This is a genomic window from Rubrilithobacter danxiaensis, assembly GCF_047272945.1.
GTDB classification, from domain to species: domain Bacteria; phylum Bacteroidota; class Bacteroidia; order Sphingobacteriales; family Sphingobacteriaceae; genus Rubrolithibacter; species Rubrolithibacter danxiaensis.
In genome coordinates, this window is record NZ_JBKOPS010000003.1 from 259,722 (window position 1) to 282,955 (window position 23,234).

Annotated in this window: 20 protein-coding genes and 3 tRNA genes; 7 read left to right on the plus strand and 16 right to left on the minus strand. The window is 39.7% G+C overall.

The genetic code is table 11. The features are described from left to right. Nucleotides 1-42: 42 nt before the first annotated feature. The 7 genes from ACLCDL_RS05120 to ACLCDL_RS05150 form a co-directional block, all read right to left on the minus strand. Complete coding sequence (locus tag ACLCDL_RS05120; protein WP_423147200.1) at nt 43-705, minus strand: hypothetical protein; 663 nt, start codon at nt 703-705, stop codon at nt 43-45. Nucleotides 706-796: 91 nt separating this feature from the next. Beyond that, nucleotides 797-2,659 carry a glycoside hydrolase family 2 protein gene (locus tag ACLCDL_RS05125; RefSeq protein WP_423147201.1) on the minus strand — a complete coding sequence of 621 codons (1,863 nt, stop codon included), beginning with the start codon at nt 2,657-2,659 and terminating at the stop codon, nt 797-799. 110 nt (nt 2,660-2,769) lie between these two features. Continuing rightward, nucleotides 2,770-3,474, minus strand: coding sequence for a DUF3823 domain-containing protein (locus tag ACLCDL_RS05130; RefSeq protein WP_423147202.1), 705 nt, complete (start codon nt 3,472-3,474; stop codon nt 2,770-2,772). 22 nt (nt 3,475-3,496) lie between these two features. After that, nucleotides 3,497-5,395 (minus strand): RagB/SusD family nutrient uptake outer membrane protein, encoded by a 1,899-nt coding sequence (locus tag ACLCDL_RS05135; protein WP_423147203.1) that lies wholly within the window; start codon nt 5,393-5,395, stop codon nt 3,497-3,499. Between the two features lie 22 nt (nt 5,396-5,417). Then, nucleotides 5,418-8,663 (minus strand): SusC/RagA family TonB-linked outer membrane protein, encoded by a 3,246-nt coding sequence (locus tag ACLCDL_RS05140; protein ID WP_423147204.1) that lies wholly within the window; start codon nt 8,661-8,663, stop codon nt 5,418-5,420. Between the two features lie 306 nt (nt 8,664-8,969). Beyond that, nucleotides 8,970-10,160, minus strand: coding sequence for a glycine C-acetyltransferase (gene kbl, locus ACLCDL_RS05145; protein ID WP_423147205.1), 1,191 nt, complete (start codon nt 10,158-10,160; stop codon nt 8,970-8,972). A gap of 31 nt (nt 10,161-10,191) precedes the next feature. Next, nucleotides 10,192-11,622, minus strand: coding sequence for an L-serine ammonia-lyase (locus ACLCDL_RS05150; RefSeq protein ID WP_423147206.1), 1,431 nt, complete (start codon nt 11,620-11,622; stop codon nt 10,192-10,194). Between the two features lie 178 nt (nt 11,623-11,800). Between ACLCDL_RS05150 and ACLCDL_RS05155 the strand changes: the two genes are divergently transcribed. Further along, nucleotides 11,801-12,262: an Lrp/AsnC family transcriptional regulator gene (locus ACLCDL_RS05155; protein ID WP_423147207.1), complete on the plus strand. Its 462-nt coding sequence runs from the start codon at nt 11,801-11,803 to the stop codon at nt 12,260-12,262. A 13-nt stretch (nt 12,263-12,275) separates the two neighbouring features. Here ACLCDL_RS05155 and ACLCDL_RS05160 read toward each other — a convergent pair whose 3' ends face one another. Together ACLCDL_RS05160 and ACLCDL_RS05165 are read right to left on the minus strand one after the other, a co-directional pair. Beyond that, nucleotides 12,276-13,226 carry an NAD-dependent epimerase/dehydratase family protein gene (locus ACLCDL_RS05160; protein WP_423147208.1) on the minus strand — a complete coding sequence of 317 codons (951 nt, stop codon included), beginning with the start codon at nt 13,224-13,226 and terminating at the stop codon, nt 12,276-12,278. Between the two features lie 355 nt (nt 13,227-13,581). Continuing rightward, on the minus strand, nt 13,582-14,844 hold the full coding sequence (locus ACLCDL_RS05165; RefSeq protein WP_423147209.1) for an alkaline phosphatase family protein: 1,263 nt from the start codon (nt 14,842-14,844) through the stop codon (nt 13,582-13,584). A 445-nt stretch (nt 14,845-15,289) separates the two neighbouring features. Here ACLCDL_RS05165 and ACLCDL_RS05170 point away from each other — a divergent pair, with 445 nt between their 5' ends. Next, entirely contained in the window at nt 15,290-15,829 is a 540-nt protein-coding gene (locus tag ACLCDL_RS05170; RefSeq protein WP_423147210.1) for a DUF4142 domain-containing protein, read from the plus strand. Continuing rightward, complete coding sequence (locus ACLCDL_RS05175) at nt 15,826-16,161, plus strand: plastocyanin/azurin family copper-binding protein (protein WP_423147211.1); 336 nt, start codon at nt 15,826-15,828, stop codon at nt 16,159-16,161. Before ACLCDL_RS05170 ends, ACLCDL_RS05175 begins: the two co-directional genes overlap by 4 nt. 131 nt (nt 16,162-16,292) lie before the next feature. Here the strand turns inward: ACLCDL_RS05175 and ACLCDL_RS05180 are convergent. The 6 genes from ACLCDL_RS05180 to ACLCDL_RS05205 form a co-directional block, all read right to left on the minus strand. Next, nucleotides 16,293-16,366: transfer RNA gene (locus tag ACLCDL_RS05180), tRNA-Pro, on the minus strand. A gap of 46 nt (nt 16,367-16,412) precedes the next feature. Further along, nucleotides 16,413-16,486 (minus strand) — tRNA-Pro (locus tag ACLCDL_RS05185). Between the two features lie 48 nt (nt 16,487-16,534). Next, nucleotides 16,535-16,624, minus strand: a tRNA-Ser gene (locus ACLCDL_RS05190). 63 nt (nt 16,625-16,687) lie between these two features. Continuing rightward, nucleotides 16,688-18,691 (minus strand): HD family phosphohydrolase, encoded by a 2,004-nt coding sequence (locus tag ACLCDL_RS05195; protein ID WP_423147344.1) that lies wholly within the window; start codon nt 18,689-18,691, stop codon nt 16,688-16,690. Nucleotides 18,692-18,814: 123 nt separating this feature from the next. Continuing rightward, nucleotides 18,815-19,099 (minus strand): YciI family protein, encoded by a 285-nt coding sequence (locus ACLCDL_RS05200; protein WP_423147212.1) that lies wholly within the window; start codon nt 19,097-19,099, stop codon nt 18,815-18,817. A 10-nt stretch (nt 19,100-19,109) separates the two neighbouring features. Beyond that, nucleotides 19,110-19,670 carry a C40 family peptidase gene (locus ACLCDL_RS05205; protein WP_423147213.1) on the minus strand — a complete coding sequence of 187 codons (561 nt, stop codon included), beginning with the start codon at nt 19,668-19,670 and terminating at the stop codon, nt 19,110-19,112. A 133-nt stretch (nt 19,671-19,803) separates the two neighbouring features. Between ACLCDL_RS05205 and ACLCDL_RS05210 the strand changes: the two genes are divergently transcribed. Genes ACLCDL_RS05210 through purE form a run of 4 tightly spaced genes read left to right on the plus strand, consistent with a single transcriptional unit; the run spans nt 19,804 to nt 22,583 of the window. Next, entirely contained in the window at nt 19,804-20,400 is a 597-nt protein-coding gene (locus ACLCDL_RS05210) for an NADH-quinone oxidoreductase subunit A (RefSeq protein WP_423147214.1), read from the plus strand. A 4-nt stretch (nt 20,401-20,404) separates the two neighbouring features. Beyond that, the gene (locus tag ACLCDL_RS05215; protein WP_423147215.1) at nt 20,405-20,887 is read left to right on the plus strand and encodes an NADH-quinone oxidoreductase subunit B; all 483 of its coding nucleotides are present in this window, start codon (nt 20,405-20,407) and stop codon (nt 20,885-20,887) included. A gap of 45 nt (nt 20,888-20,932) precedes the next feature. After that, a complete protein-coding gene (locus ACLCDL_RS05220) occupies nt 20,933-22,072 on the plus strand; it encodes a 5-(carboxyamino)imidazole ribonucleotide synthase (protein WP_423147216.1) in 1,140 nt (379 codons plus the stop codon). Between the two features lies 1 nt (nt 22,073). Further along, the gene (gene purE / locus ACLCDL_RS05225; RefSeq protein ID WP_423147217.1) at nt 22,074-22,583 is read left to right on the plus strand and encodes a 5-(carboxyamino)imidazole ribonucleotide mutase; all 510 of its coding nucleotides are present in this window, start codon (nt 22,074-22,076) and stop codon (nt 22,581-22,583) included. 32 nt (nt 22,584-22,615) lie between these two features. On the opposite strand, the gene ACLCDL_RS05230 is transcribed toward purE, so the two are convergent. Then, on the minus strand, nt 22,616-23,179 hold the full coding sequence (locus ACLCDL_RS05230; protein ID WP_423147218.1) for a YqgE/AlgH family protein: 564 nt from the start codon (nt 23,177-23,179) through the stop codon (nt 22,616-22,618). Between the last annotated feature and the right edge of the window lie 55 nt (nt 23,180-23,234).

Sequence of the window (23,234 nt, forward strand, 5' to 3'; positions counted from 1 at the left end):
AATTTTTTACTGCAGGCAGCTTTGAGCATGCCTGCATTAGCATCATTTACTTATATAATTTATTAAGGCAATTAAATCCTCCACATCATTAAAATTTGTATGATTTGTAACTGCAAAAGTTTTAATTTCTTCCGCTTTATCCTTAAAAAGCCGTTGCACTGACTTCAGGTTGTTTATTTTAATAAACCGGTTGTCTTTTTTTAAAAAAAATTGTTTCTGCGATTTTACTTTATACTCGTCGGGTAATTTTAGATTATAAATTGTTTTCCCAATACCTGAGCCCGAGTAGCTGGATAAGGAAGTAGCCGAAGATGACTGGGTGCTTGAGCCATAGCCAACTGATGCTCCCGGACCTGTTACAGTACTTTTATGCTGAATAAAAAGCGGCGTATTAGTTTTGGTATCGGCAACTTCGTAGAAAATAGAATCAACCGGAGTGAATTTGCGACCGTCAATATAAACCGTGTCAATGGTATTGATTTGTGCAAGGGCGAGTTTTGTTCCGTTGTGGTCAAAAATCATTTCCTGTGTGAGCGTATTATAATTTAGCAGTGCTTTTTGCGTTTCGCCGGATTTTTTCAACACGGTTCCCTGTTTAAATTCGGGGAATACATAGTGAGAAATAGAAATTCCTTTTAAATTCTCCTGTGAAAAAACAGGGAGAACAGTAACGATTGCAAGAAGAAAACTCACTATAAATCTCATAATCACACTATTTTTTGATACATCAGTTGAGCTTCGCCCGATAGTCATCGGACGAAGCATCCATACTCTTTGGCTCCGCTCAAAGTAAATTCTATTTATCCTTCAGATCAACAAGGGATGGATTATACAGCTTTTTGCTAACCTCTTTTAATTGTGCAGCAGGAACTTTAATTACTTTACGGTCGTAGGTCATCAGCCCGTTTACTTCTACCTCCACGTCTGTAGTCTGCGTATAAACTGCAGCCGAAAGGCCTCTTTTTATCAATCCTTCCAGTTCATCTGTAAAAGAAGAATATTTTTTAAATAATTCTTCCGGATTTTTAAAGCTCTGATAGCCCCAGTTGTCTTTCTGCTTCCAGGTATGGCCTTCCAGAGGTAAGCCAAGCCCGCCAAATTCGCCCAGTACCAGGATATTTTTCGCACCGAAAACATCTGCTCTCGGCATTGCCGGAGAAGGGTAATTGTGCAGGTCCATAATATCACCCACGAGGTGAAAATTACCACCGCTGGCGCTGTTTACCAGGCGTGAAGGATCATTTTTCATCGTCCAGTTTGTAATTTCTTCGGTTTTAAACTGGCCCCAGGCTTCGTTGAATGGCACCCAAACAACAATGCTTGGAAAGTTGTACAAATCCTTCATGATCTCTGCCCATTCAGTACGGAATATCTTTTCAGACTCTTCTGTACGCACCTTATCAGCTCCATAATTATCTATCCCGGGGCGGTTCTCCCAGCGTCCTCCGCCCAGATCTCCGGTAGGCATATCCTGCCAGACAAGCATACCCAGCTTATCGCAGTCGTAATACCAACGGGCCGGCTCCACCTTTGTATGCTTGCGAATCATATTAAAACCCATTTCCTTTGTCTTCTCGATATCAAACCTCAAAGCCTCATCTGTCGGTGCAGTATATAAACCGTCAGGCCACCAGCCCTGATCCAGCGGGCCGTATTGAAAAACAAATTTGTTATTTAACAGCATTCGCCTGGTGCCTTTGCTGTCAACACCGGTCGAGATCTTCCGCATGGCGAAATAGCTTTTTACTTCGTCCACCACTTTTCCGTTCCGAACAACTGCTATTTTTAAATCATATAAAAACGGGTTCTCGGGCGACCACAACTTTGGGTTGCTTACTTTTAAAACTGCCTCTGCATTGGCATTTATTTCCTGCTCAGCTACTTTATTCTGGCCATCCCATGCAGATAGCCTTAATTTATCGCTTCCCTGAGCGTTTTTAACTTTAGCCGAGAAGCTCAGCTTTTGGTTGTCAATATCCGGAGTTTGTTTTGTAGATTCTATATAGGTTTTGGGTACTGCTTCAAGCCATACTGTTTGCCAGATACCGGTAACAGGCGTGTACCATATTCCTTCCGGATTCTTCACCTGCTTTCCACGAGGCTGAGGGCCATCGTCTGTTGGATCCCATACACGAATAGCTATTTCCTGCTTATTTCCTTTTTTAAGATAAGGGCTTATATCAAACGAAAAAGGATCGTATCCGCCCTGATGTGAACCGACCTTCTTACCGTTTATATATACATCTGTCTCCCAGTCAACCGCTCCAAAATGCAAAAGCGTATTTTTTCCTTTCATTTGTGCAGGCAGTGTAAAAGAGGTTTGATACCACAATACACTGTCTTTGCCTACCGTTTTTCCTACGCCGGACAAGGCTGATTCTACAGCAAACGGAACCAGGATTTTTCCATCATAGGATTTTGGTTTACTTGTATTTTTGGGCTGGATAGCATATTCCCAAAGGCCATTCAGATTTTTCCAGTTAGCCCTTACCAGCTGAGGACGAGGATACTCTGGCAACACATTAGAAGGATTAACTTTTTCTGCCCAGGGAGTTGTTATTTTTTCTCCCGCAATTTTCCATCCGTTGCTTTGAGCAGCAACATTGCCACCTATTACGGAGGATACAAATAAAATCAGGAATAGCTTCTTAATACTCATAATACTTAATAACACATATAAATTAATGAACTGATAATTATCGTAAAGTTAGAATAATTAAAGGTCGCCCATAAAAATGGGCAACCTTTTACTAACCTAACAATCTATGCTTAAAGCTGAACTTTTGATACTGGCGAAAAAATCATATCCTCCACACCCGCAATTTTTACACCGATACGGGCAAAAACATAATTCTGAACAGGACTTATCGCAGGAACAGTGACACTAAGAGAAACACTATTAAGGTCGGCAATGGCAGATCCCTCTAATTCGGCATTTGCAACATTATAATCGCCGCCAGATACAAACTGAGTACGGTTTATATACAGGATAACTTTTTCAATGTCTCTTGCATTGGCATCTGTTATAATTTTTTCCAGTTGGCAGGATCCCGTTACATTAGTTGCGCTACCGGTAAATTGTGCATTTCTAACCATGTAATAAGGAGTAACCTCAATATCCAGATTCTGACTGCCGTTTAAATTAATAGCAATTGAATCGGGAGCGCCGTTTGCAGTTTTCTTCCACATAAACGGACCCTGTCCGTTAGGAATTACAAATTTGTAATTGCCGTCAAACAGAAGTGCAGAATAAGAGCCATCCTGATCAAAAGTTTGCGAAATAGGCCCAATCTTACCAAAGCCCGGCTGAAATAATTGAAACTGAACCTGGTTTGCTTCTACCCCTATAGAATCGCCATTGTAAACCAAACGGCCGCTTAAAGTAGAAGATGGTGCATCATAATTATCTTTTTTGCAGGATATAGCTGCTATTATAAGCACCGTTAGTATGTAAAAATGAAATTTAATTTTCATGATTCTTTGATTGAAAAAACACTTATTGATTTGGTTGCCTAACTATTTTAGGATTCGCTGCCAATATATCCTCTCCTATATTTGAATAATAGTTTCCTAACAGGAAGCGGTTAGCCCCGGTAACTTTAGATGGCTTTACTTCTCTGAAAACCCATTTACCGTTATTCGGATTGCCAGGATTGTAATATTTATAAGGCCATAAGCCAAAGGGCTGTGTATTTCTCTTGGTTGCAGAGCCAATATTGCTAACCAGGTCTGAAACAGTCATCGGGTTTCCGTCCCAAACGATATGTGCCAGCCTCCAGCGTTTCATATCAAATAAAAGATGCCCTTCAAAGGCAAGTTCAACCCGCCGTTCATGTACAATTCTGTCAAAATTCAGCTGAGCAGCGGTTAATCCGGTTGTTAATCCGGCTCGGGCTCTAACCTGATTGATATAACCAAGAGCTACGGGCATTTGTCCAAGTTCAAAGGCAGCTTCAGCAGCATTCAGTAAAACTTCTCCGTAACGATAACGGATAAATGCAACATCACTTCCCCTACCTCTTCTGCCCGAACCTACTGTAGGATCTAAATATTTACGAATGTAAAAACCTGTTTGAGTTCTAAACTCCAGGCCGTTAATGGGCCCATCTTCACCCACTACCTGCACATCAACATCTGTACCTGGCAACTTCTTCAATTTACCTGATTCCTCGCTGGTAAGAATATTGCCATCAGCTAATAAATATCCCGCCCAGATATCAACATGTTTGCCTTTAAACTGAGCATCAGGCACTAAAACTGTTCCTTTTAACCGTGCATCCCTTCCTTCAAAGATGTCCTGCTGATTTGAATAATAAACAGGGTTGCCCGAGGCATCAGTTGTTTGAAGAGGAGCATAGGTATTATCTAACTTTTCATATGACTGTACTAAATTTAAAGAAGGATTTATCCGTCCTGCATCTCCGCCTTCATCAGAAATTGAGTAAGGCTGATCATTGGTAGTGAATCCATGGGTTCTTCCGCCAACTTTAAAATCTTCAATAAAGATTGCTTCCTGGTTAACACTGCTTTTATCAAGAAATAATGCAGCAAAATTATCTGAAAGATCAGGTAAAACTTTATACAACTGATAGGCCCCCGCAGATCCGTTAATAATTTCCTGGGCGGCAGTTAATGCCTTGGTATAATATCCGTTTGCCATATTTGAAGGAATACCCACTTCTCCACCCGGAAGTGAAACCTGGGGCGTTCTCACGCCGTACTTAGCAATAGAGCCGGCATATAGAGCTGCCCTTGATTCCATTGCCAGTGCAGCAGCTTTGCTTGCCCTCGACTTGGTGTTCACATCAGCAGGTAATAAATCCTTAATAGCTTCCGCTTCGCTGATTACAAAATCGTATATTTCTGATTCTTTGGCACGAGGTTTTTGTAAATCTGTTACATTACCTGAATAATCGTATTCTAGCGGTTCTGTAATCAGAGGAACTCCCCCCATTCTTTTCACCATTTCGAAATAATAATTTGCCCTAAGAAATCTGGCTTCGGCTATAAACCTGGATTTATCTGCTTCAGTAAGCTGCGTTGATGCGGTAGCTCGTTGTATAAAGAGATTCAGATCACGTATATAACCATAATTCCAGGTTCCCCACTCACCGTAGCCCCAGCCTGTACGCGTGTTAATAAAATCACTTCCATTTTCGGAAGCAAAGCTCTCGCTGAAATCAACAAACGAGCGCCAGCCATTGTCCAGGCTTGAAAAATCCTCCTGCCTGTTATAAAGATCCCCTAAAATAGACAGTACAAGAGCAGGATCAGAAAATGCCAGTTCTTCGGGAAGAACCTGCGTTGGTGGCACATCCAAAAACTCACTGTCTTTTTTGCATGCTGTTATGCTTAACAAACACGCATATATTACAACTGATAATATCTTTTTCATGAATTGAATACTTGAAGATTAATTAAAAAGTAACATTTAGGCCTAAGTTAACTACCTTGTTTTGCGGGAATTGCAAACCATTGTCGTCAGAAACTTCCGGATCTACCTGATACTCTTTCAGATTGTCGAATGAAAACAGGTTATAGGCATTAATGTACACTCTCGCCCTTTGCATTTTAACCTTTTTGATCCATTTTTCGGGCAGGCTGTACCCTAATTGAATGGTTCTGGCTCTTAAATACCTTACATTGTGCAGCCAGAAGGTCGAGCTTGAATTATAATCACTGTGGTTAGTTCCGGGGTTGTACCTGTTTGCGGGATATTTTCCTGGCAGCCATTCACTGTTAACATCGAAAATATCTGCACGATGCCACCTGTCAGTAAATATATCATTCAGGTTTCCGTTATTCTGAAAAGCCCAGCGTGTTTCCCAGTTCTGGAACCAGGTATATCCGGCGCCACCTGAAAAATCAATATTAAAATCGAAATTCTTATAGTTTGCTCCTAAACTGAAACCGAAATTAATATTTGGCTGCGTACCTAAACCATAACCAATAGGCCGCTGATCATAACCATCAATTTTACCATCACCGTTCTGATCTTTATAAATCAAATCGCCGGGAATTAACGTTCGGTTTCCCTGGCCGTCGATGTTGACGTTGTAATTATTAATCTGCTCAAACGATTGAAATTGTCCTGCAACTTCGTATCCCCAGTCTATATGGGCAAACCTGTTTTCGGTAGAGTTGCGGTACTGATCCCAAGAGTTAAAGAAAAGCGGGTTGTATGAATGAAGATTTTTAGACCTGCTGTAGCTTACATTTCCTCCAATGTTAACATTCGCCTGACCTATTTTGGTGTTGTAATTTAATGAAAGTTCCTCACCATACTGGGCATCGCTGTTGATGTTTTCCTGTGGAAGGCTATAACCAAGCTCCACAGGTACGAGGACATCATTTTTATTACCCGGCAATCCTGTACGTTTTCGGTAAAAATAGTCTATGGTTCCGGACAGTTTGCTGTTGAACATAGAGAAATCAACCCCAACATCAGTTATTTTACTTTTCATCCAGGAAATTCTGGTAATTGGGATGCCTTTATCCCGCGAAACCGTTACGGCATTTCCATCCAGAATTGCAGTGCCCTGGTTATAATTATATCCCGGCAGATAAGAATAGGCCCCGATAATCGGCTGATTTTGATCGTATGGATTCCTGTCATCTCCTAAAACACCATATGATGCCCTGAATTTTAAATCATTTAAAACACTTTTTTCTCCCAGAAGATTTTTCATAAAAGGTTCTTCGGTAATTCTCCAGCCGACAGATGCACCAGGAAAATATCCCACCCTTTGATCTGGTGCAAACAGGTAAGATGCATCTCTTCTTCCTGAGAGTTCTAGATAATATTTATCAGCAAAGTTGTAATTAATACGTCCGATATAGCCGATTCTGGCTTCTTCTGTATTGCTATCGTCATATCGATCTGCAGTTGGAAAATAGATTAAAGGCAGATTATTGGAAATCGGAGAAGCGTGAATCCAGTTTCTGAGATGTTGTAATTTTATTCTTTCTGCAACTAATGTGGCACCAATGGTGTGCTTGCCAAAAGTATTGTTATAATTTATCTGCCCCTGGAAAGTCTGGTTGTATTCTTTACGCTGCTCACGCTCCCTCCATGGGTTGGTACTTCCTCCGGTTACATCGTATGTATCAGTAGCCGGCCTGTATGTATATGCTTTATAAGTGTACTCGTGGTTATTCAGCAGGTTATCTGCAACGTAATACGAATACGTGCCTTTTATATCCAGACCTTTGATTCCCGGAATTGCATATTCTGCGGTAAAATTGGTTTGCAGCACACGCCATTCGTTTTTCAACTTACCCGAAATTTTTTCATTTAAGAAAGCATAATTAGACTCAAGATGCGGCCCCAAATCATTCAGGTAGTTTGGATTATCATTTGCATAAGGCCTTTCTATAGGTGTATTTCTTAACACTGCTAAACGCGATAAAAAATAATCATCGAGTCCTGGTACACCCGGATTTTGCCTTGTTTCTATACGGCCATTAATTTGCACTCCCACTTTAAGTCCGTTAGCCACCTGTGCATTAATATTCGACTGAATATTGCTCCGGTTAAATTTATATTCATGTCCTAAAACTGAATTTTGAAAAAAATTAGTGGCAGAAACATAATAATTGATCTTATCAGAACCTCCTGTAAAATTTACGTTTACAGAATTTTGAGGAGCATGATTATCCTGTAAAATATAATCCCGCCAGTTAAAGCTGCGGTAAGCAGGATCTGTACCAGCCTGATATTTATCCAGTTCTGCTTGGGTAATATTAGTACGCTCTTCAGGCTTAACCTTAAAAATATTACTATTTACTTCCGCATCGGCTCTGTAGCTCATGTAGTCGTATGAGTTGGTAAGCACATTCGGGAATCGGAACCAATCCTGGTAGCCCGCATAAGCATCTATATTGATCTTGCTGCCACTGCCCACTGCTCCTTTTTTGGTTGTTACAACCACTACCCCGTTAGCAGCACGAACCCCATAAATTGCGGCAGAAGCATCTTTCAAAATGGTGATGCTTTCTATATCATTTGGAGCAAGGTTATTAAACTGTCCTTCATCCTGCTGGATTCCATCAATTACATACAAGGGGCGCCCCATATTCCTTATCTGGATATTGGCACTTGAACCGGGCCTTCCATCCGGCATTCTGAATGTTACTCCGGGCAATTTACCCGCTAAACTACTGCTTACGGTAGAACCCGCGTGTACCCTGTCTATGTCTTTGCTGGTAACGGTTGCAACAGAACCTGTTATACTTCCCTTACGCTGAGTGCCGTAACCGGTAACAACTACTTCATTCAAGGCCTCAGAACTTGAGCCTAACTGCACATTAACAACAGGTCTGTTATTAATGGGTATTTCTTGAACCTGGTAACCGATATAGGTAAATACAAGAGTTTCCTTTCCCTCAACTCCTTTAATCACATACTTGCCGTTTACATCGGTTGCTGCACCCATCGCTGTATTTTTTACCTTCACACTTACACCGATAAGAGGTACTCCTTTTTCATCCGTCACCGTACCTGTAACTTGGGTTTGCGCAAACGCAATCGTTTGCGTAAACAGGGATAAAAAAAAGAACGGCAAAATAACAGCGTAAATAATTTTTCTAAAGAACAGCCCCTTTCTTAAAGGAAACTGTTTGGCGTGGGAAAAACCACCATGGAGAAGTAAACTTCTTTTCATAAAAAGGTTTTAGAGTTAGTTAGTTTAAAATGAATTCTCCCGGTAAAAGAAGGGGAATTATTTTAGTTAAAAGTAGGAGGTAGTAGGGGATTTCGATTATTCAGTTTGTATCAAACTTTCCTCATTTCGTCTCATATTAGTTACAATATGTTAAGTACTTAAAGAAAAGTTGCAATGTAACGGAGAAATGAATGTCGCATCTGTTTTTAACACTCAGGGAAACATTGATTATTCAGTATGACATCAAATACAACCTGCAACACACGAAATGAAATATTGCAGGTTGTACGAGATCTGATATAACTTCTATTTTAAAATACTCAACTCCTTTCCTACCGATGTAAATGCGTCGATAGCTTTATCAAGATGTGCATGGGTATGGGCTGCTGAAATCTGAACCCTGATTCTTGCCTGTCCCTTAGGAACAACGGGATAATAAAATCCGATGACATAAATTCCCTTGTCCAAAAGCCGGGAAGCAAATTCCTGGGCAAGTTTGGCATCATACAGCATAATTGGAACGATGGGATGCTGGCCGGGTTTAATATCGAACCCGGCCGCTGTCATTTTATCTCTGAAATAACTGGTATTCCATTCTAACTGATCACGAAGTTGAGTTGTTTCCGATAGCATATCCAGTACAGCAAGGGTTGCGCCCACAATAGACGGGGCCAAAGAATTAGAAAACAGGTAGGGTCTTGAGCGCTGGCGCAGCATTTCTATAATTTCTTTCCTGCCGGAAGTAAATCCTCCCATTGCTCCACCCAAAGCTTTCCCGAAAGTTCCGGTAATAATATCAATCCGACCCATTACATGACGAAATTCATGTGTGCCCCGCCCTGTTTTACCCATAAAGCCTGTTGAGTGACTATCATCTACCATAACCAGGGCCTTAAACTGATCAGCCAGATTGCAGATCTTATCCAGCTGAGCGATAGTCCCATCCATAGAAAATGAACCATCAGTAACGATAATACGATGTTTTGCAGCAGCAGCTTCTTTTAATTTTGCTTCCAGATCCTGCATATCGTTGTGGTTATAGCGAAACCTCTGCGCTTTACACAGCCGTACGCCGTCAATAATAGAGGCATGGTTAAGGGCATCCGAAATAATTGCTGAATCTTCTCCAAACAGGGGTTCAAAAACACCGCCATTCGCATCAAAAGCCGCAGCATATAAGATAGTATCCTCTGTACCTAAAAAATCTGCCAGCTTTGCCTCCAGTTCTTTATGTATATCTTGTGTGCCGCATATAAAACGTACCGACGACATTCCGTATCCATGTGTATCAATAGTACGCTTGGCAGCTTCTATTACTTGAGGATGCGAGGACAAACCCAGGTAGTTATTTGCGCAAAAATTAAGTACTTCCTTCCCTTCTGATGTGCTGATCTCCGCTCCCTGAGGTGTAGTAATGATCCGTTCTTTCTTAAAAAGTCCGGCTTCCCTGATTTCTTCTATCTGTTGTTCCAGATCTGGTTTTAATGTTTCATACATAATTTCTAAATTTCAATATTTTATCTCCTCCCTAACATTCACTTAAGCTGATCGGAATATGAACTGCCAAACCTCCCTCAGAAGTTTCCTTATACCTCGAGCTCATGTCGCGGGCGGTATCCCACATTGTTTTAATTACATTATCTAAAGATACTTTAGCCTGGTCGGGGTTGCTTCTTAAAGCCAGCTGCGATGCAGTAATTGCTTTAACTGCACCCATTGTGTTTCTTTCAATGCAGGGAATCTGTACCAGACCGGCAACCGGATCGCAGGTAAGTCCGAGATGGTGTTCCATTGCTATTTCGGCAGCCATTAAACATTGCCGGTACGAGCCTCCCATAACTTCGGTTAATCCTGCAGCCGCCATCGCAGATGAAACTCCGATCTCAGCCTGGCAGCCTCCCATAGCTGCCGAGAGAGTTGCACCCTTTTTAAATATGCTTCCTGTTTCTGCAGCAGTCATCAGGTATTGCTGAATTTTATTTTCATCGTTCCCATTACAAAAAAGAATAAAATAAAGCATAACTGCGGGCAATACTCCGGCTGCTCCGTTCGTGGGTGCCGTAACGATCCTTCCAAAAGAGGCATTTTCTTCATTAACAGCCAATGCAAAACAAGTTACCCAATCCAGCGTATATTGAAAATTATTTCCACCACTTTGTATCGCTCGCAGCCAGCTTTCATAATCACTGTATGATTTTCCTTTCAGCAAATCCCGATTTAGAGTCGCGGCCCTCCTTTTTACCTTTAATATTCCCGGCAATACGCCATCTGTATGACATCCTTTATAAATACTTTCAACCATTACCCGGTAAATATTCATCAGTTCCTTTTTCAGTGCTGATTCCTCCCGCCATACTTTTTCGTTTTCAAAAACGATCTCAGAGATAGACTTTCCGCTAACACTGCACCACTTTGAGATATCAGCGGCAGAATCAATAGGATATGGAAGAGTAACAGGCTGCTGTAAATCCGGCGTTTCATCTCCTTCCTGCTGAACAAATCCCCCGCCAACTGAATAATATGTTTCTTCCCTCAAGCCAATCTCACCTAAATCAGCAACTATTGTTAAGGCATTTGGGTGATACGGAAGGGATTGCGTACCTAGAAAGCGGATATCTTTATGAGGTAAAAATGCAACGGAATATTTACCTGCCAGCCGTATTTCCCGCGACTGATTTATTTCAGCAATGATTTTGTCTATACCGTCTGTATTAATAGTAACCGGATTATAACCACTTAAACCTAGCATTACTGCTATATCCGTCCCGTGTCCTTTACCTGTTTTTGCAAGGGAGCCAAATAATAAGATGCTGATGGATTTGACCTTTGAAAGGAGTTCCTGCCCAAACAATTTATCAATAAAAAGGCTGCATGCCCTCCATGGGCCTAACGTATGCGAACTTGAAGGCCCTACTCCTATTTTGAAAATATCGAAAACTGATATTCGTTCTTCCCTCATAAGTTTCACTACATTACAGCTGTAAAAATCAAGTTACAGATACTGTCAAAAATATAAAACGAAAAAAATACTATAGCAGTTCTTCAATTCTTTAAGAAATTTTACGGAAGAAGAAAGACTGTACAATAAATCTTTCTAAATTCAACCTTTCAAAGGCACGCTCTTAGAAAATTTTACGATGGAAAATTTAGATGAAGTAGATAAACAACTTTTGCGACGCCTGCAAACCGATGCAAAGGCAACAACCAAGGAGCTTGCAGCTGAACTTGGCTTAACCATATCGCCTGTTTACGAGCGTATTAAACGACTGGAAAATCTGGGCTATATTAAGCAATACGTGGCGGTTCTTAATAAAACCCTCTTAGCCCGTAAAATGACTACCTTCTGCCAGGTTTCTATGCGTTACCATAATGAAGCTTTTATTGAGAAGTTTGAGCAGGAAATACAAAAACTGGAAGAAGTTCAGGAATGTTACCACATGGCAGGAGAAGTAGATTTTTTACTTAAGATTAATGTTGGCAGCCTGGACGAATACCATGATTTTGTTAAGTATAAATTATCTAAGATAGATAATATAGGTGTTTTAAACAGTACTTTCGTGCTTAAAGAGATCAAGCATAACCTGTCTTACCCTGTTTAATGTTATTTCTGCCTCATTTGAGGGAAGGAATAGCAGACAGATGCTTCACCATATCACGTGTCATTTTTTCCAGGTTGAATTCAGGTTCCCAACCCCAATCTTGACGGGCAGAAGAATCGTCAATTGTTTTTGGCCAGGAAGCAGCAATATCCTGACGAAAGTCCGGAGCATATTCACAACTGAAATCCGGATAATAACTCTTAAGAGATTCATATAGCTCTGCAGGTGTAAAACTAAGGCCAGCAAGATTATAGGACGAACGTACTTTTATTTTTTCTGCCGGTGCTTCCATCAGCTCTAAAGTTGCCCGCAAAACATCGTCAATATAAATCATTGGAAGTCGGGTATCCGGACTTAAAAAACAAGTATATTTCTCGTTAGAAGTAGCTTTGTGATACATATCTACGGCATAATCGGTAGTGCCACCGCCGGGCATAGACTGGTAGCTGATAACTCCGGGATATCGGAGTGAACGGACGTCCACATTAAAACGGCTATAATAATAATGCATCCAATTTTCGGTTGCAACCTTACTAATGCCATACACTGTGGAAGGATCGAGGTATGTAATCTGGGGAGTATTTTCTGCCGGTGCGTTTTCGCCAAAAACTGCGATGGAACTTGGAATAAATAATTTCTTCAGTTTGAATTGCTTTCCTGCCTCCAGTATATTTAACAGAGTTTGAATATTCAGGTTCCAGGCCCAAATGGGATCAGCTTCCGCTTTAGCTGATAAAACTGCTGCCAGATGATAGATTTGAGTTACTTTATATTTACTGACAATCTTAGAAAGAGACTGGAAATCAGTTGCATCTAACTGCTCAAATTGTCCATTCCCTTCAAAGGAACTCCTTAAATCCGAAGCCACCACATTTTCTGCTCCATAAACCTCCTGAAGTTTAGGATATAAAGCAGTTCCAATTTGTCCGTTAGCCCCAATAACTAAAATCGCTTCCTTTTCCATTATAATACTTTTATATTAAATACAATTCAAAACTATTTTCGTTACAAATTTAAGCAATACAAGTATTTTTATTTAAACTCGGTTTTATAAAAGGAAATGTTACTTAAATTAACTCCATTTTACGAAAAAATTACTATTAAAGGTTAGAAAATAGACGAGGCGTCGAAAATTTTACGGGCACTCCGAACAGCTTGTGACTTCTAAAATCTACAAGCACTGATGTTAAATCAGGAACAACAAGCTATTTCATTAATATAGCTGCCAAAGCGATCCCGTGTAAACGCAGAAGCTCAGGCAGTATTTGAATTTTACACGCAAAAAGCAAAGGCGGTTATAAGAGTGTATACACGCCATATTATTTTACTTCTGTAGCATCCTCCTTCAGCATAATCCACTTATTGATACTATTATGAGGACCCTCAATTACAATCTTGTAAAAAGAAGAAGGATATTCTTTAACGTCAATTAAAGCACTTTGCTGAATTACAGGCACTTCTTTCATTAAATAATATTCATCCCTCCCTCCTTCTTTAAACTTGTTTGAAGGCGCCATCCATATTTTGACTTTACCAATAGAATCCAGCGCTTTCCAGCTTACATCTATCGTGCCGTTTATATAAATAAGTTCCGGTTCAGAAACAGAAACAAGTCCTATTATGGGGATACCATCCAACTCTTTTTGGCTTTGAGAAGGAATTGAGACGTTCATAAAACGAGCAATTGAAGGCATAATATCAACAATACCGGGTTTATTACAGGCCGCAAATTTGTTCAAATGCGGGTAATTAGTGGCTATCCAGGTAGATCGTTGCCGTAGCGATTGTCCTCCATGCCCCCGTCCGTTTTTTTCATCTCTGCCGTGATCAGTGGTAATGAAAATCAGCCAGTCTTCGTTGTTTTTCTTCTGGCGGTCGGTAATAGCATCCCAGATGCGGCCCACCTGCTTATCCATTTTTTCAATAGCGCTATAAAACTGCGGACTATCTCCATACATATGTCCCATATCGTCCGTATATTCCAGGTAAACCCACGAAAGATCCGGCCCATTATCCTTTATCGTTTTTGACGCCATGTCTACTACTTTTTCATCTATCCGATGCATGAAATCCCATTCTTTATCATGGGGAAAGTTTATCGTATCCAACTCATATCCATCGTATTTATAATCCATTTGTATATTGCCTGTTTGCGAAAGCCCTTCGCCAATTAATTTAGTCCTGTTATCTGTCCAGCTTGAAAACACAGCTGTTTTCTTCTCCGGATATTGATTCTTTAAAAAGCGAAATATAGTCCAGTAATTATAGTTCGGTGCCTTAATATCATTATCCCAGACATTATGTTTGTTAACCCATGTTCCGGTTAATAAACTATTATATCCAACCGCGGAAATGGTAGGAGTTTGAGAATATTCTCCTTTTCCGCCTCCTACATAAGCCCTTAAATAACTCCCTTGCTTAACGATTTTATCAATATTGGGAGTATTGGCTTTTTCAAGGGCATCGGCAGATATACCGTCTGCAATAATAAACAGGGCTTTTTTTATCTTACTTTGCCCCTGTGCCGATAAATTGGCAATGCAAATAAGGACTATCAGGCACTTTTTTATCAATAGTTTCATAATTTGATTTATTTCAATTAAACATATCCCATTAACGTTATTGTTTTGACATAACTTCCCGCTAACTTCTTCTGTTAAGGCAGATCTGGCAGAACCAAGCAGCTCCTGGTAATATCACGAAAAATAAAATTAACCGCTGACTTGTTATCAGCAACAATCGCTTTCGAATACTGATATTCTTCCACCCTTTTGTGATTTATTTAGTTTCTAAAACTACCAGGGAGATTAAATATATGTCATTCAAGTTTCTAAACATCAGAGCGAATAAAATAACCTGAAAACGGCATTTATTCCGGTTCACTAAAAATTGAATATGAGCATTTTAATTCTCTGAATTGAATGAATTAAAAACTCAAAACAAAGAAACATAATTTGTAACCCTTTTTGAAGCCAGCCTCTCTAATTAGTATTAACTCTGATAAATAAATCCTTAAAAAAAAGAAAAATGAAAACTATTAAAAGATGCATCCCAGTCGTACTAATTGCAATGGTATGTGTAACACTTGCATTACCTGTATTTTCGCAAAGCCCTAAACTATCTGATCCTGAAATTGCTTCTGTTGCTGTTACAGCGAATCAGATTGACATTGACTATGCAGCAATTGCGAAAGAAAAATCAAAAGATGCGGAAGTCCTGCGATTTGCAGAAACAATGGCCAATGATCATAAAGCCGTAATTGCAAAGGCGCTAGCCCTGGTAACTAAATTAAAGGTAACTCCTAAAGACAATGACGTAAGTAAAAAGCTATTGTCTGAGGCAGAAAAAACAAAGAAAATGTTGCATTCGAAATCAGGAGAGGCTTTTAATAAAGCTTACATTGATAACGAAGTTGCTTACCATAAGGCTGTGATTGACGCTGTAGAAGGACTATTAATTCCTTCTACCGAGAATGCAGAATTAAAAGAATTATTACAAAGGGTAGTGCCTGCATTAAAAACGCACCTTTCACATGCTCAAATGGTGCAAAAAACTGTAAGTAAATGAGAGAGGTACTAATAAGGAGTATTTTCCTTTTCCTTTCAGGTGTGACACTAATATTCAATTCGTGCAACTCCTCATCAAGCAAGCCTGCAGTACATACTGTAGAAATTAAGGATATGAAATTTACACCGGCCAACCTGACTGTGAATAAGGGAGATACTGTAGTTTGGATAAACAGGGATATGATGGCACACGATATAACAGAAGCAGATACGAAAGCATGGACTTCAGGTCCAATTGCCGAAGGGGAATCCTGGAAAATGGCGGTAACAGAAAATTCAAATTATTACTGCAGTATCCATTCTGTGATGAAAGGTAAGCTTATATTGAAATAGGCAAATAAAAACACTTCCATAAAACGCCTACAAACTCTCTTTCTAAATCTTTATCATTACAATAATTTAATAAAAAGGCCTCTTAAACCATACGATTTAAGAGGCTTCAACTGAGTTTAGTACTCGTAAAGTCGGGGTGGCAGGATTCGAACCTACGACCTCCACATCCCAAATGTGGCGCGATACCGGGCTACGCTACACCCCGATCGGTATCTTTTTTGAAATTATTAAATCAGAATCGCTCTGACTAGTCGGGGTGGCAGGATTCGAACCTACGACCTCCACATCCCAAATGTGGCGCGATACCGGGCTACGCTACACCCCGATCGGTATCTTTTTTTGCAACTGCTGTAAACCTAACATTCACAAAAGCTGGCGGAGAGGGCGGGATTCGAACCCGCGGTACCGTTGCCAGTACGACAGTTTAGCAAACTGTTCCTTTCGGCCTCTCAGGCACCTCTCCTTCCCTTTTTTAAGGACTGCAAATATAGAAATTAAACAAGCTCTTCAAAAAATATTTTAGATTTTAAACTTTATAATCAATCCTAACGTGATAAATACCCATCAGCATACTTTTAAAAATTGATTTTATGGTTTCCAGGTCTTTCAATGTAATGTTACTGTCCTTTAACTGCCCCTGTTCTAATTTATAGCTAACTATTCTGTCAACCAGATTATTAATACTTTGAGCATCAGGCTCCTTAAGGCTTCGGGAGGCTGCTTCGACGGAGTCGGCCAGCATTAAAACACCCGTTTCTTTTGATGAAGGGATAGGACCGGGATAACGGAAAACATTTTCGTCAACAATCTTTTCGGGGAAATTTTTCAGAAAGGACTGGTAAAAATAATCAAGCCTGGTTGTGCCATGATGTGTACGTATAAAATCAATAATCATATCCGGCAGGTGATTTTTCTTTGCAATTTCCGCACCCTTGGTTACATGTGATATTATAATTTTTGCACTTTCTTCATAAGAAAGAAAATCGTGCGGGTTGACTCCCTTATTCTGATTCTCAATAAAATACTGAGGCTTCTCCATTTTACCGATGTCATGGTACAAAGCTCCTGCCCTTACCATTAAAGCATTTCCACCTATTTTAAATATAGCCGCTTCTGCCAGATTAGCTACCTGTAAGGAGTGCTGAAAAGTTCCCGGAGCATTATAGGAAAGTTCCCGCAACAGCCTGGAGTTGGTATTTGTTATTTCCATTAACGTTACTTCGGAGGTTATGCCGAATAACCTTTCAAAAGCATAAATAAGAGGATAAGCTAATAGCGAAAGCAGCACACTAAAGATAAAAGGCACAAAATTGATCCATTCTACTTTATCCAGAGCTCCATTTCGGATTAATGATATTCCTAAAAAAGCTATTAAATAATTGGTAAGAATCATGAGCGCAGATGTTAAAAATTGCTCTCTTCTAATCAGATTTTTAATACTGTAAATCGCCACCATACCAGAGGTAACCTGAAGAAATGCAAACTCAAAACTATTTGGCACAAAAAAACCTGCCACCATTACCACCAGCAAGTGAATATTTAAAGCAAGCCGGGTATCAAATAAAATCCGGATGATAATTGGAACAATACAATAAGGAATGTAATACAGGCTGGGAATTTTAAGGCGTATAGCCCAGGAAAGCACAATCAGCATTCCTGTAATTATCAATAAGATAAGGCTGATCTTCCTGTCATCCTGAAAAATATCCTTTCTAAATAAATACAGAAATACCATTAAAAGTATCACGACCAGTGCTACTAAAAGCAGCTGCCCTAAAAAAACCTGCTTTCTTTCGCCTAAAATGTTCGCATCTTTCTCGTAAGCTTTCCGTAATGATTCAAGTTTCTGATAGACTTCCGGAGTTACTATTGTACCGTTTGCTACTATTAATTCCCCTTTTTGTACCATCCCGCGGGTGGTAGAAAGATTATTCAAAGCACTTTGCTCGAGTTTGTCTGTTAAACGTTCGTCGTAAATATAGTTCTGCTTAATATGATCTTCCAGCACATCATTCAGCCACTCTTTATTTTTAATGTCTTTGTTTGAGTCGACTTGCTTCTTTGCAAAATCAAGAGCCTCGTCGTAGGTAAAAACATCCAGCGTATTTAATGTTCGGGCAACATTATCTGTTAAAAGTGTAAAATTGTATTGAGATGAATTTCGTTGAAATTTCTTACTGTAAGCTATTACACCTCGTTCAAAAACTTCCTTCAGAATGTTCAGTCCGGTTTGTTTATATATTTCCTTACGTTCTTCGGGCTCTTGTGCATTTTTCCACCTGATATCAAAGCCGGCTGCAAACGATTCGTATTCTGCGGCAGGAACTTTTGTATCATTTTTATAAACGGGAAGAACCGACTTTAAAACCTCCTCCCTATCCTTCTGTATCTCTGAATATGTTTTTTGAATACCAAAACTGTACGGAGATATCAGGTCTTTATTCATCCATATCTGCCCTTTTTCATATTCATACCTGAAACGTGCCTGCCTGGGTAGAAATAAGGTTACAGCTACAACGCAAGCGAGCATCATAATGTACTTCACCCGCCATCCGTATCTCCTGTATAAAATCTTGTATGAATTTCTTCTTATTTTAACCACTGTTTACGCTTATCTTATTTTAAATAATGACGATCTGTTGAAATACCTTCCCTAAATTTCAGCTACTTTAAAAGGTTTTACTTCTATTCTTTCCCAAACTTTATATTTTATATACGGCTCATTTTCTTTCCAGTTGTTTAACTCGTGTTCGTTTTCAAATTGCAAAAGCATTACAGAGCCTATCATTTTTTCTTCTTCATCCAATATTGCTCCGCCTTTTACAAAATTATTTTTTGCTTTCATCTTTCTAACTTCTTCAAAATGCTGAGGTCGTACTTCAAGCCGCCGTTCTATTGCATCCGGAAAGTCATATGCAATAACCAGATATTGTTTCATTTATAACTTTTTAATCCCTAGCACTTCCTCCCCTCGAAAAGTATTTATAATACCACGGATCTTTCAAATCGCTGATTATAATACCCCTGCTGGTTGAAGCATGAACAAACTTATTATTCATCAGATAAACTCCTACATGGCTATATTTCTGTCCGTTAAAATCAAAAAAGACCAGATCTCCTTCCTGTAGCTTTCCTTCATATTTTCGCTTTAAGTTCTCAGCCATCTGACGGGAAGTACGGGGAAGATTTTTTCCGTAAATCTCTTTTTGCAGCATACAGGTAAATCCAGAACAGTCAACACCTTTTTTATTCATTTCTCCTGATGCATATGGTACTCCCATCCATTCATCAATAAATTTATATAGTTTCTGGTTTTTAATTTCTCTTTCTGAAACTTCCAAAATAGAAGAATAACGCTCTTTAAGGCTGCCTTTTAATTTCACATTTCTGAACTTTGAGGCATCTGTTATAATTTTTTTAGACCGGCAAGAAGAAAATAAAATTAATATAAGCGGCAAAATTAGCAGGAATTTACAGATACCGTAAGTACGTGTTCTATTTTTTATCATGGGCGCTTCACTTGAAAAAAAGCAAGTTTGTTTATTAAAGCAAAATAACCACAAGAATGTAATAAAGCAATTTTTCTTAATTTCTTCCTTTACAGCTTAAATAGGCTTCTCTAATTTTTAGTATTTTTGCCGGATGCAGGAAGCATCTCAACTAACCGAATTCGGAAAGATCTTTATTTTCCTTATCATGGGAATCCTCCTGGTTTTAGTAACGTTTTTTGTGGGACGCCTTATTGCTCCCAGAAAGCCTAATCCGGAAAAATTAACCACGTACGAATGCGGAGAAGATCCAAGCGGAAATTCATGGTTGCAATTCAATTCGCGGTTTTATGTAATTGCCCTGGTCTTTTTGTTGTTTGATGTGGAAATGGTTTTCATTTTTCCCTGGTCAACAGTTTTCGGGCAAAGTGTGTTACTTGCCGCTGATAGCCGGTGGGGCTGGTTTACATTAGCTGAAATGTTTATTTTTGTAGGTATACTGCTTCTTGGACTGGTTTATGTTTGGAGAAAAGGGGATTTGGAATGGATAAGACCTCAGCAAAAAAAACCTGCTGCTGCCGATTCGTTAATTCCTCTAAGTATTTACGAACGAATAAATACTGAAACTTACGTTGTTAAACCTTTTTCCGTAGAAAAAGAAGATGCTGACAGTATAAATAAAAAAGAAACAGTTCAACCCGCTGCTGTTGTCCGGCCGGCATTTAAACCATTAATGAGAAAAACTACGTAGAGAAATGAGCCTGGAGAAATCGTCGCCAAACGGCAATATAATGGTAACCAAGCTGGATGATCTTTTAAACTGGTCCCGGCTATCATCTTTGTGGCCTATGAGCTTTGGAATTGCCTGCTGTGCCATTGAAATGATGGGCTCGTATGCATCTACTTATGATTTCGACCGCTTCGGCGTATTTCCAAGACCTTCACCCAGACAGTCGGACGTGATAATTATTGCCGGCACCGTTACCTTTAAAATGGCCGAACGGATTAAAAGGTTGTACGAACAAATGCCCGACCCTAAATACGTAATTTCTATGGGGTCGTGTTCCAATTGCGGCGGCCCTTACTGGGAACACGGCTATCACGTAGTAAAAGGAGTAGACAGGATTATTCCGGTAGATATTTATGTACAAGGATGCCCGCCCAGGCCTGAAGCATTGATTGGAGGAATACTCGAGCTGCAAAAAAAGATTGAAGGAGAAAGCCTTATCAATTCGTAGCATCTGTTATAGCATTTATAAAAGATTTGGATTAAACTTGCATCGATGAAAGCATTTTACGGCGACCTGCGTTTAGGTATTCTTGGAGGAGGGCAATTAGGGCGAATGCTGATCCAGGAAGGAATAAATTACAACATTAATGCACGTGTTCTGGATCCAGATCCTAATGCCCCGTGTAAAAATCTGTGCGATGATTTTACCGTCGGTTCACTTACTGATTTTGCCACTGTTTACAATTTTGGAAAAACAGTTGACCTGCTTACAATAGAAATAGAGAAAGTAAATGTTGAAGCCCTGCAAAAGCTGGAAGATGAAGGCCTGACAATATATCCGCAGCCACGCGTAATCCGAATTATACAGGACAAAGGCTTACAGAAAGAATTTTTCAAACAAAATAACATCCCTACTGCGCCATTTCAGCTTATATCCAATAAACAAACACTAAAAAATGCGGCTATTCCTTTTCCATACATTCAGAAGTTAAGAAAGGATGGTTATGATGGAAAAGGGGTGTACAAAATCGTTTCTGAAGATGATTTAGAAAACGCATTTGAAGCGCCAAGCCTGGTGGAAGAGTGGATAGACTTTGAAAAAGAAATAGCAGTAATCGTTGCACGAAATGAGAATGAGGAAGTTAAAGCTTTTCCTTGTGTTGAAATGGAGTTTAATCCGCAGGCAAACCTGGTCGAATTTCTTATTTCTCCGTCAACACTTCCGTTGGAACTCCTACAAAACGCCGAACAGCTGGCTATAAAAATAGCCCAGGAGTTACGCATAGTAGGCGTGCTTGCTGTTGAAATGTTTCTTACGAAAGACGGAAGAATCTTAGTTAACGAGTTAGCACCACGCCCTCACAACAGCGGACATCATAGTATTGAAGGCAACTATACATCGCAGTTTGAGCAGCATTTAAGAGCAATATTTAACCTGCCTCTGGGCGATACGCGTTGTATCAGCAATGCGGTTATGGTTAACTTATTAGGTGAAAAAGGACATGAAGGATTGGCGGTTTATAAAGGTCTGGATGAAGCTTTAAAAATGGACGGAGTGTACGTGCATCTTTACGGCAAAAAATTTACCAAACCATTCCGGAAAATGGGACATGTAACCATTTTAGATGATATCAGGGAAAAGGCCATTGAAAAAGCAAGAATAATTCAACAAACCCTTACAGCAGAAGCATAATATGATGAACCAGTCAGAAATACAGGTAGGAATTATAATGGGTAGCAAATCAGACCTGCCGGTTATGCAGGACGCTGCGGATATTTTAAATGAACTCGGAATCGGTTACGAGCTTACAGTTGTATCAGCCCACCGAACTCCTGAAAGAATGTTCAACTACGCAAAAACTGCTGCCGAAAAGGGATTAAAAGTAATTATTGCCGGAGCAGGCGGAGCGGCACATTTACCCGGGATGGTGGCTTCAATTACACACTTACCGGTTATTGGCGTACCGGTTAAATCTTCAAATTCTATTGATGGCTGGGATTCTATTCTTTCTATTTTACAAATGCCTAACGGGATTCCGGTTGCTACAGTGGCCTTAAATGCAGCAAAAAATGCAGGTTTGTTAGCGGCTCAGATATTAGGAACAGCAAATGACGCAATAGCTGAAAAACTGATTAGTTACAAAGAAAGCCTTAAAAAGAAAATTGAGGAAAGTGCAGAAGAGTTGGAAAGAGTTAAAAACTAAGAGCAGAGAACTTAGAGCCAAAAGCTGAAAGGCTAATTCCAGAGGGGATTCTCCGGAAAATTGGCGATGTGAGCGTATTTGGGTCCTAAGCCTAATACAACGTCTTTCCAAAGATTTTCGTCATCATTTACAAATACATAAGAGGTATTAAAGGTATTGGTAACAAGCCAGGAATTCTGTTCAAGTTCATCCTGCAATTGACTATCTCCCCAACCTGAATATCCAACAAAAAACTTTATTTCATCTTCAGTAACCATTCTATTTTCAATAAGCAGCTTGAGCGTTTCAAAATTACCACCCCAGTAAATACCATTACTGATCTCAGTACCACTATTCATCCTGTCGTAACAGCGATGTATAAAGTGCAAGGTATCGTTAGCTACAGGCCCTCCGATATAGACCGTAAATTCTGCTTCGCCAAAATCTGAAACAACATCTTTCAATATATAGTCACTACGATGATTCAGAACGTAGCCAATCGTACCCTGCTCATTGTGCTCAGTAAGCAAAACAACCGATCTTTTAAAATTCGGATCGAGCATGAACGGCTCTGACAACAGGAGACTTCCTATTTGTGGATTTGAGTTACTTAACATATTGCTTTAACAAGCGGTTTATTTATTATGTTTTAACTTACAATTTACCTTATAT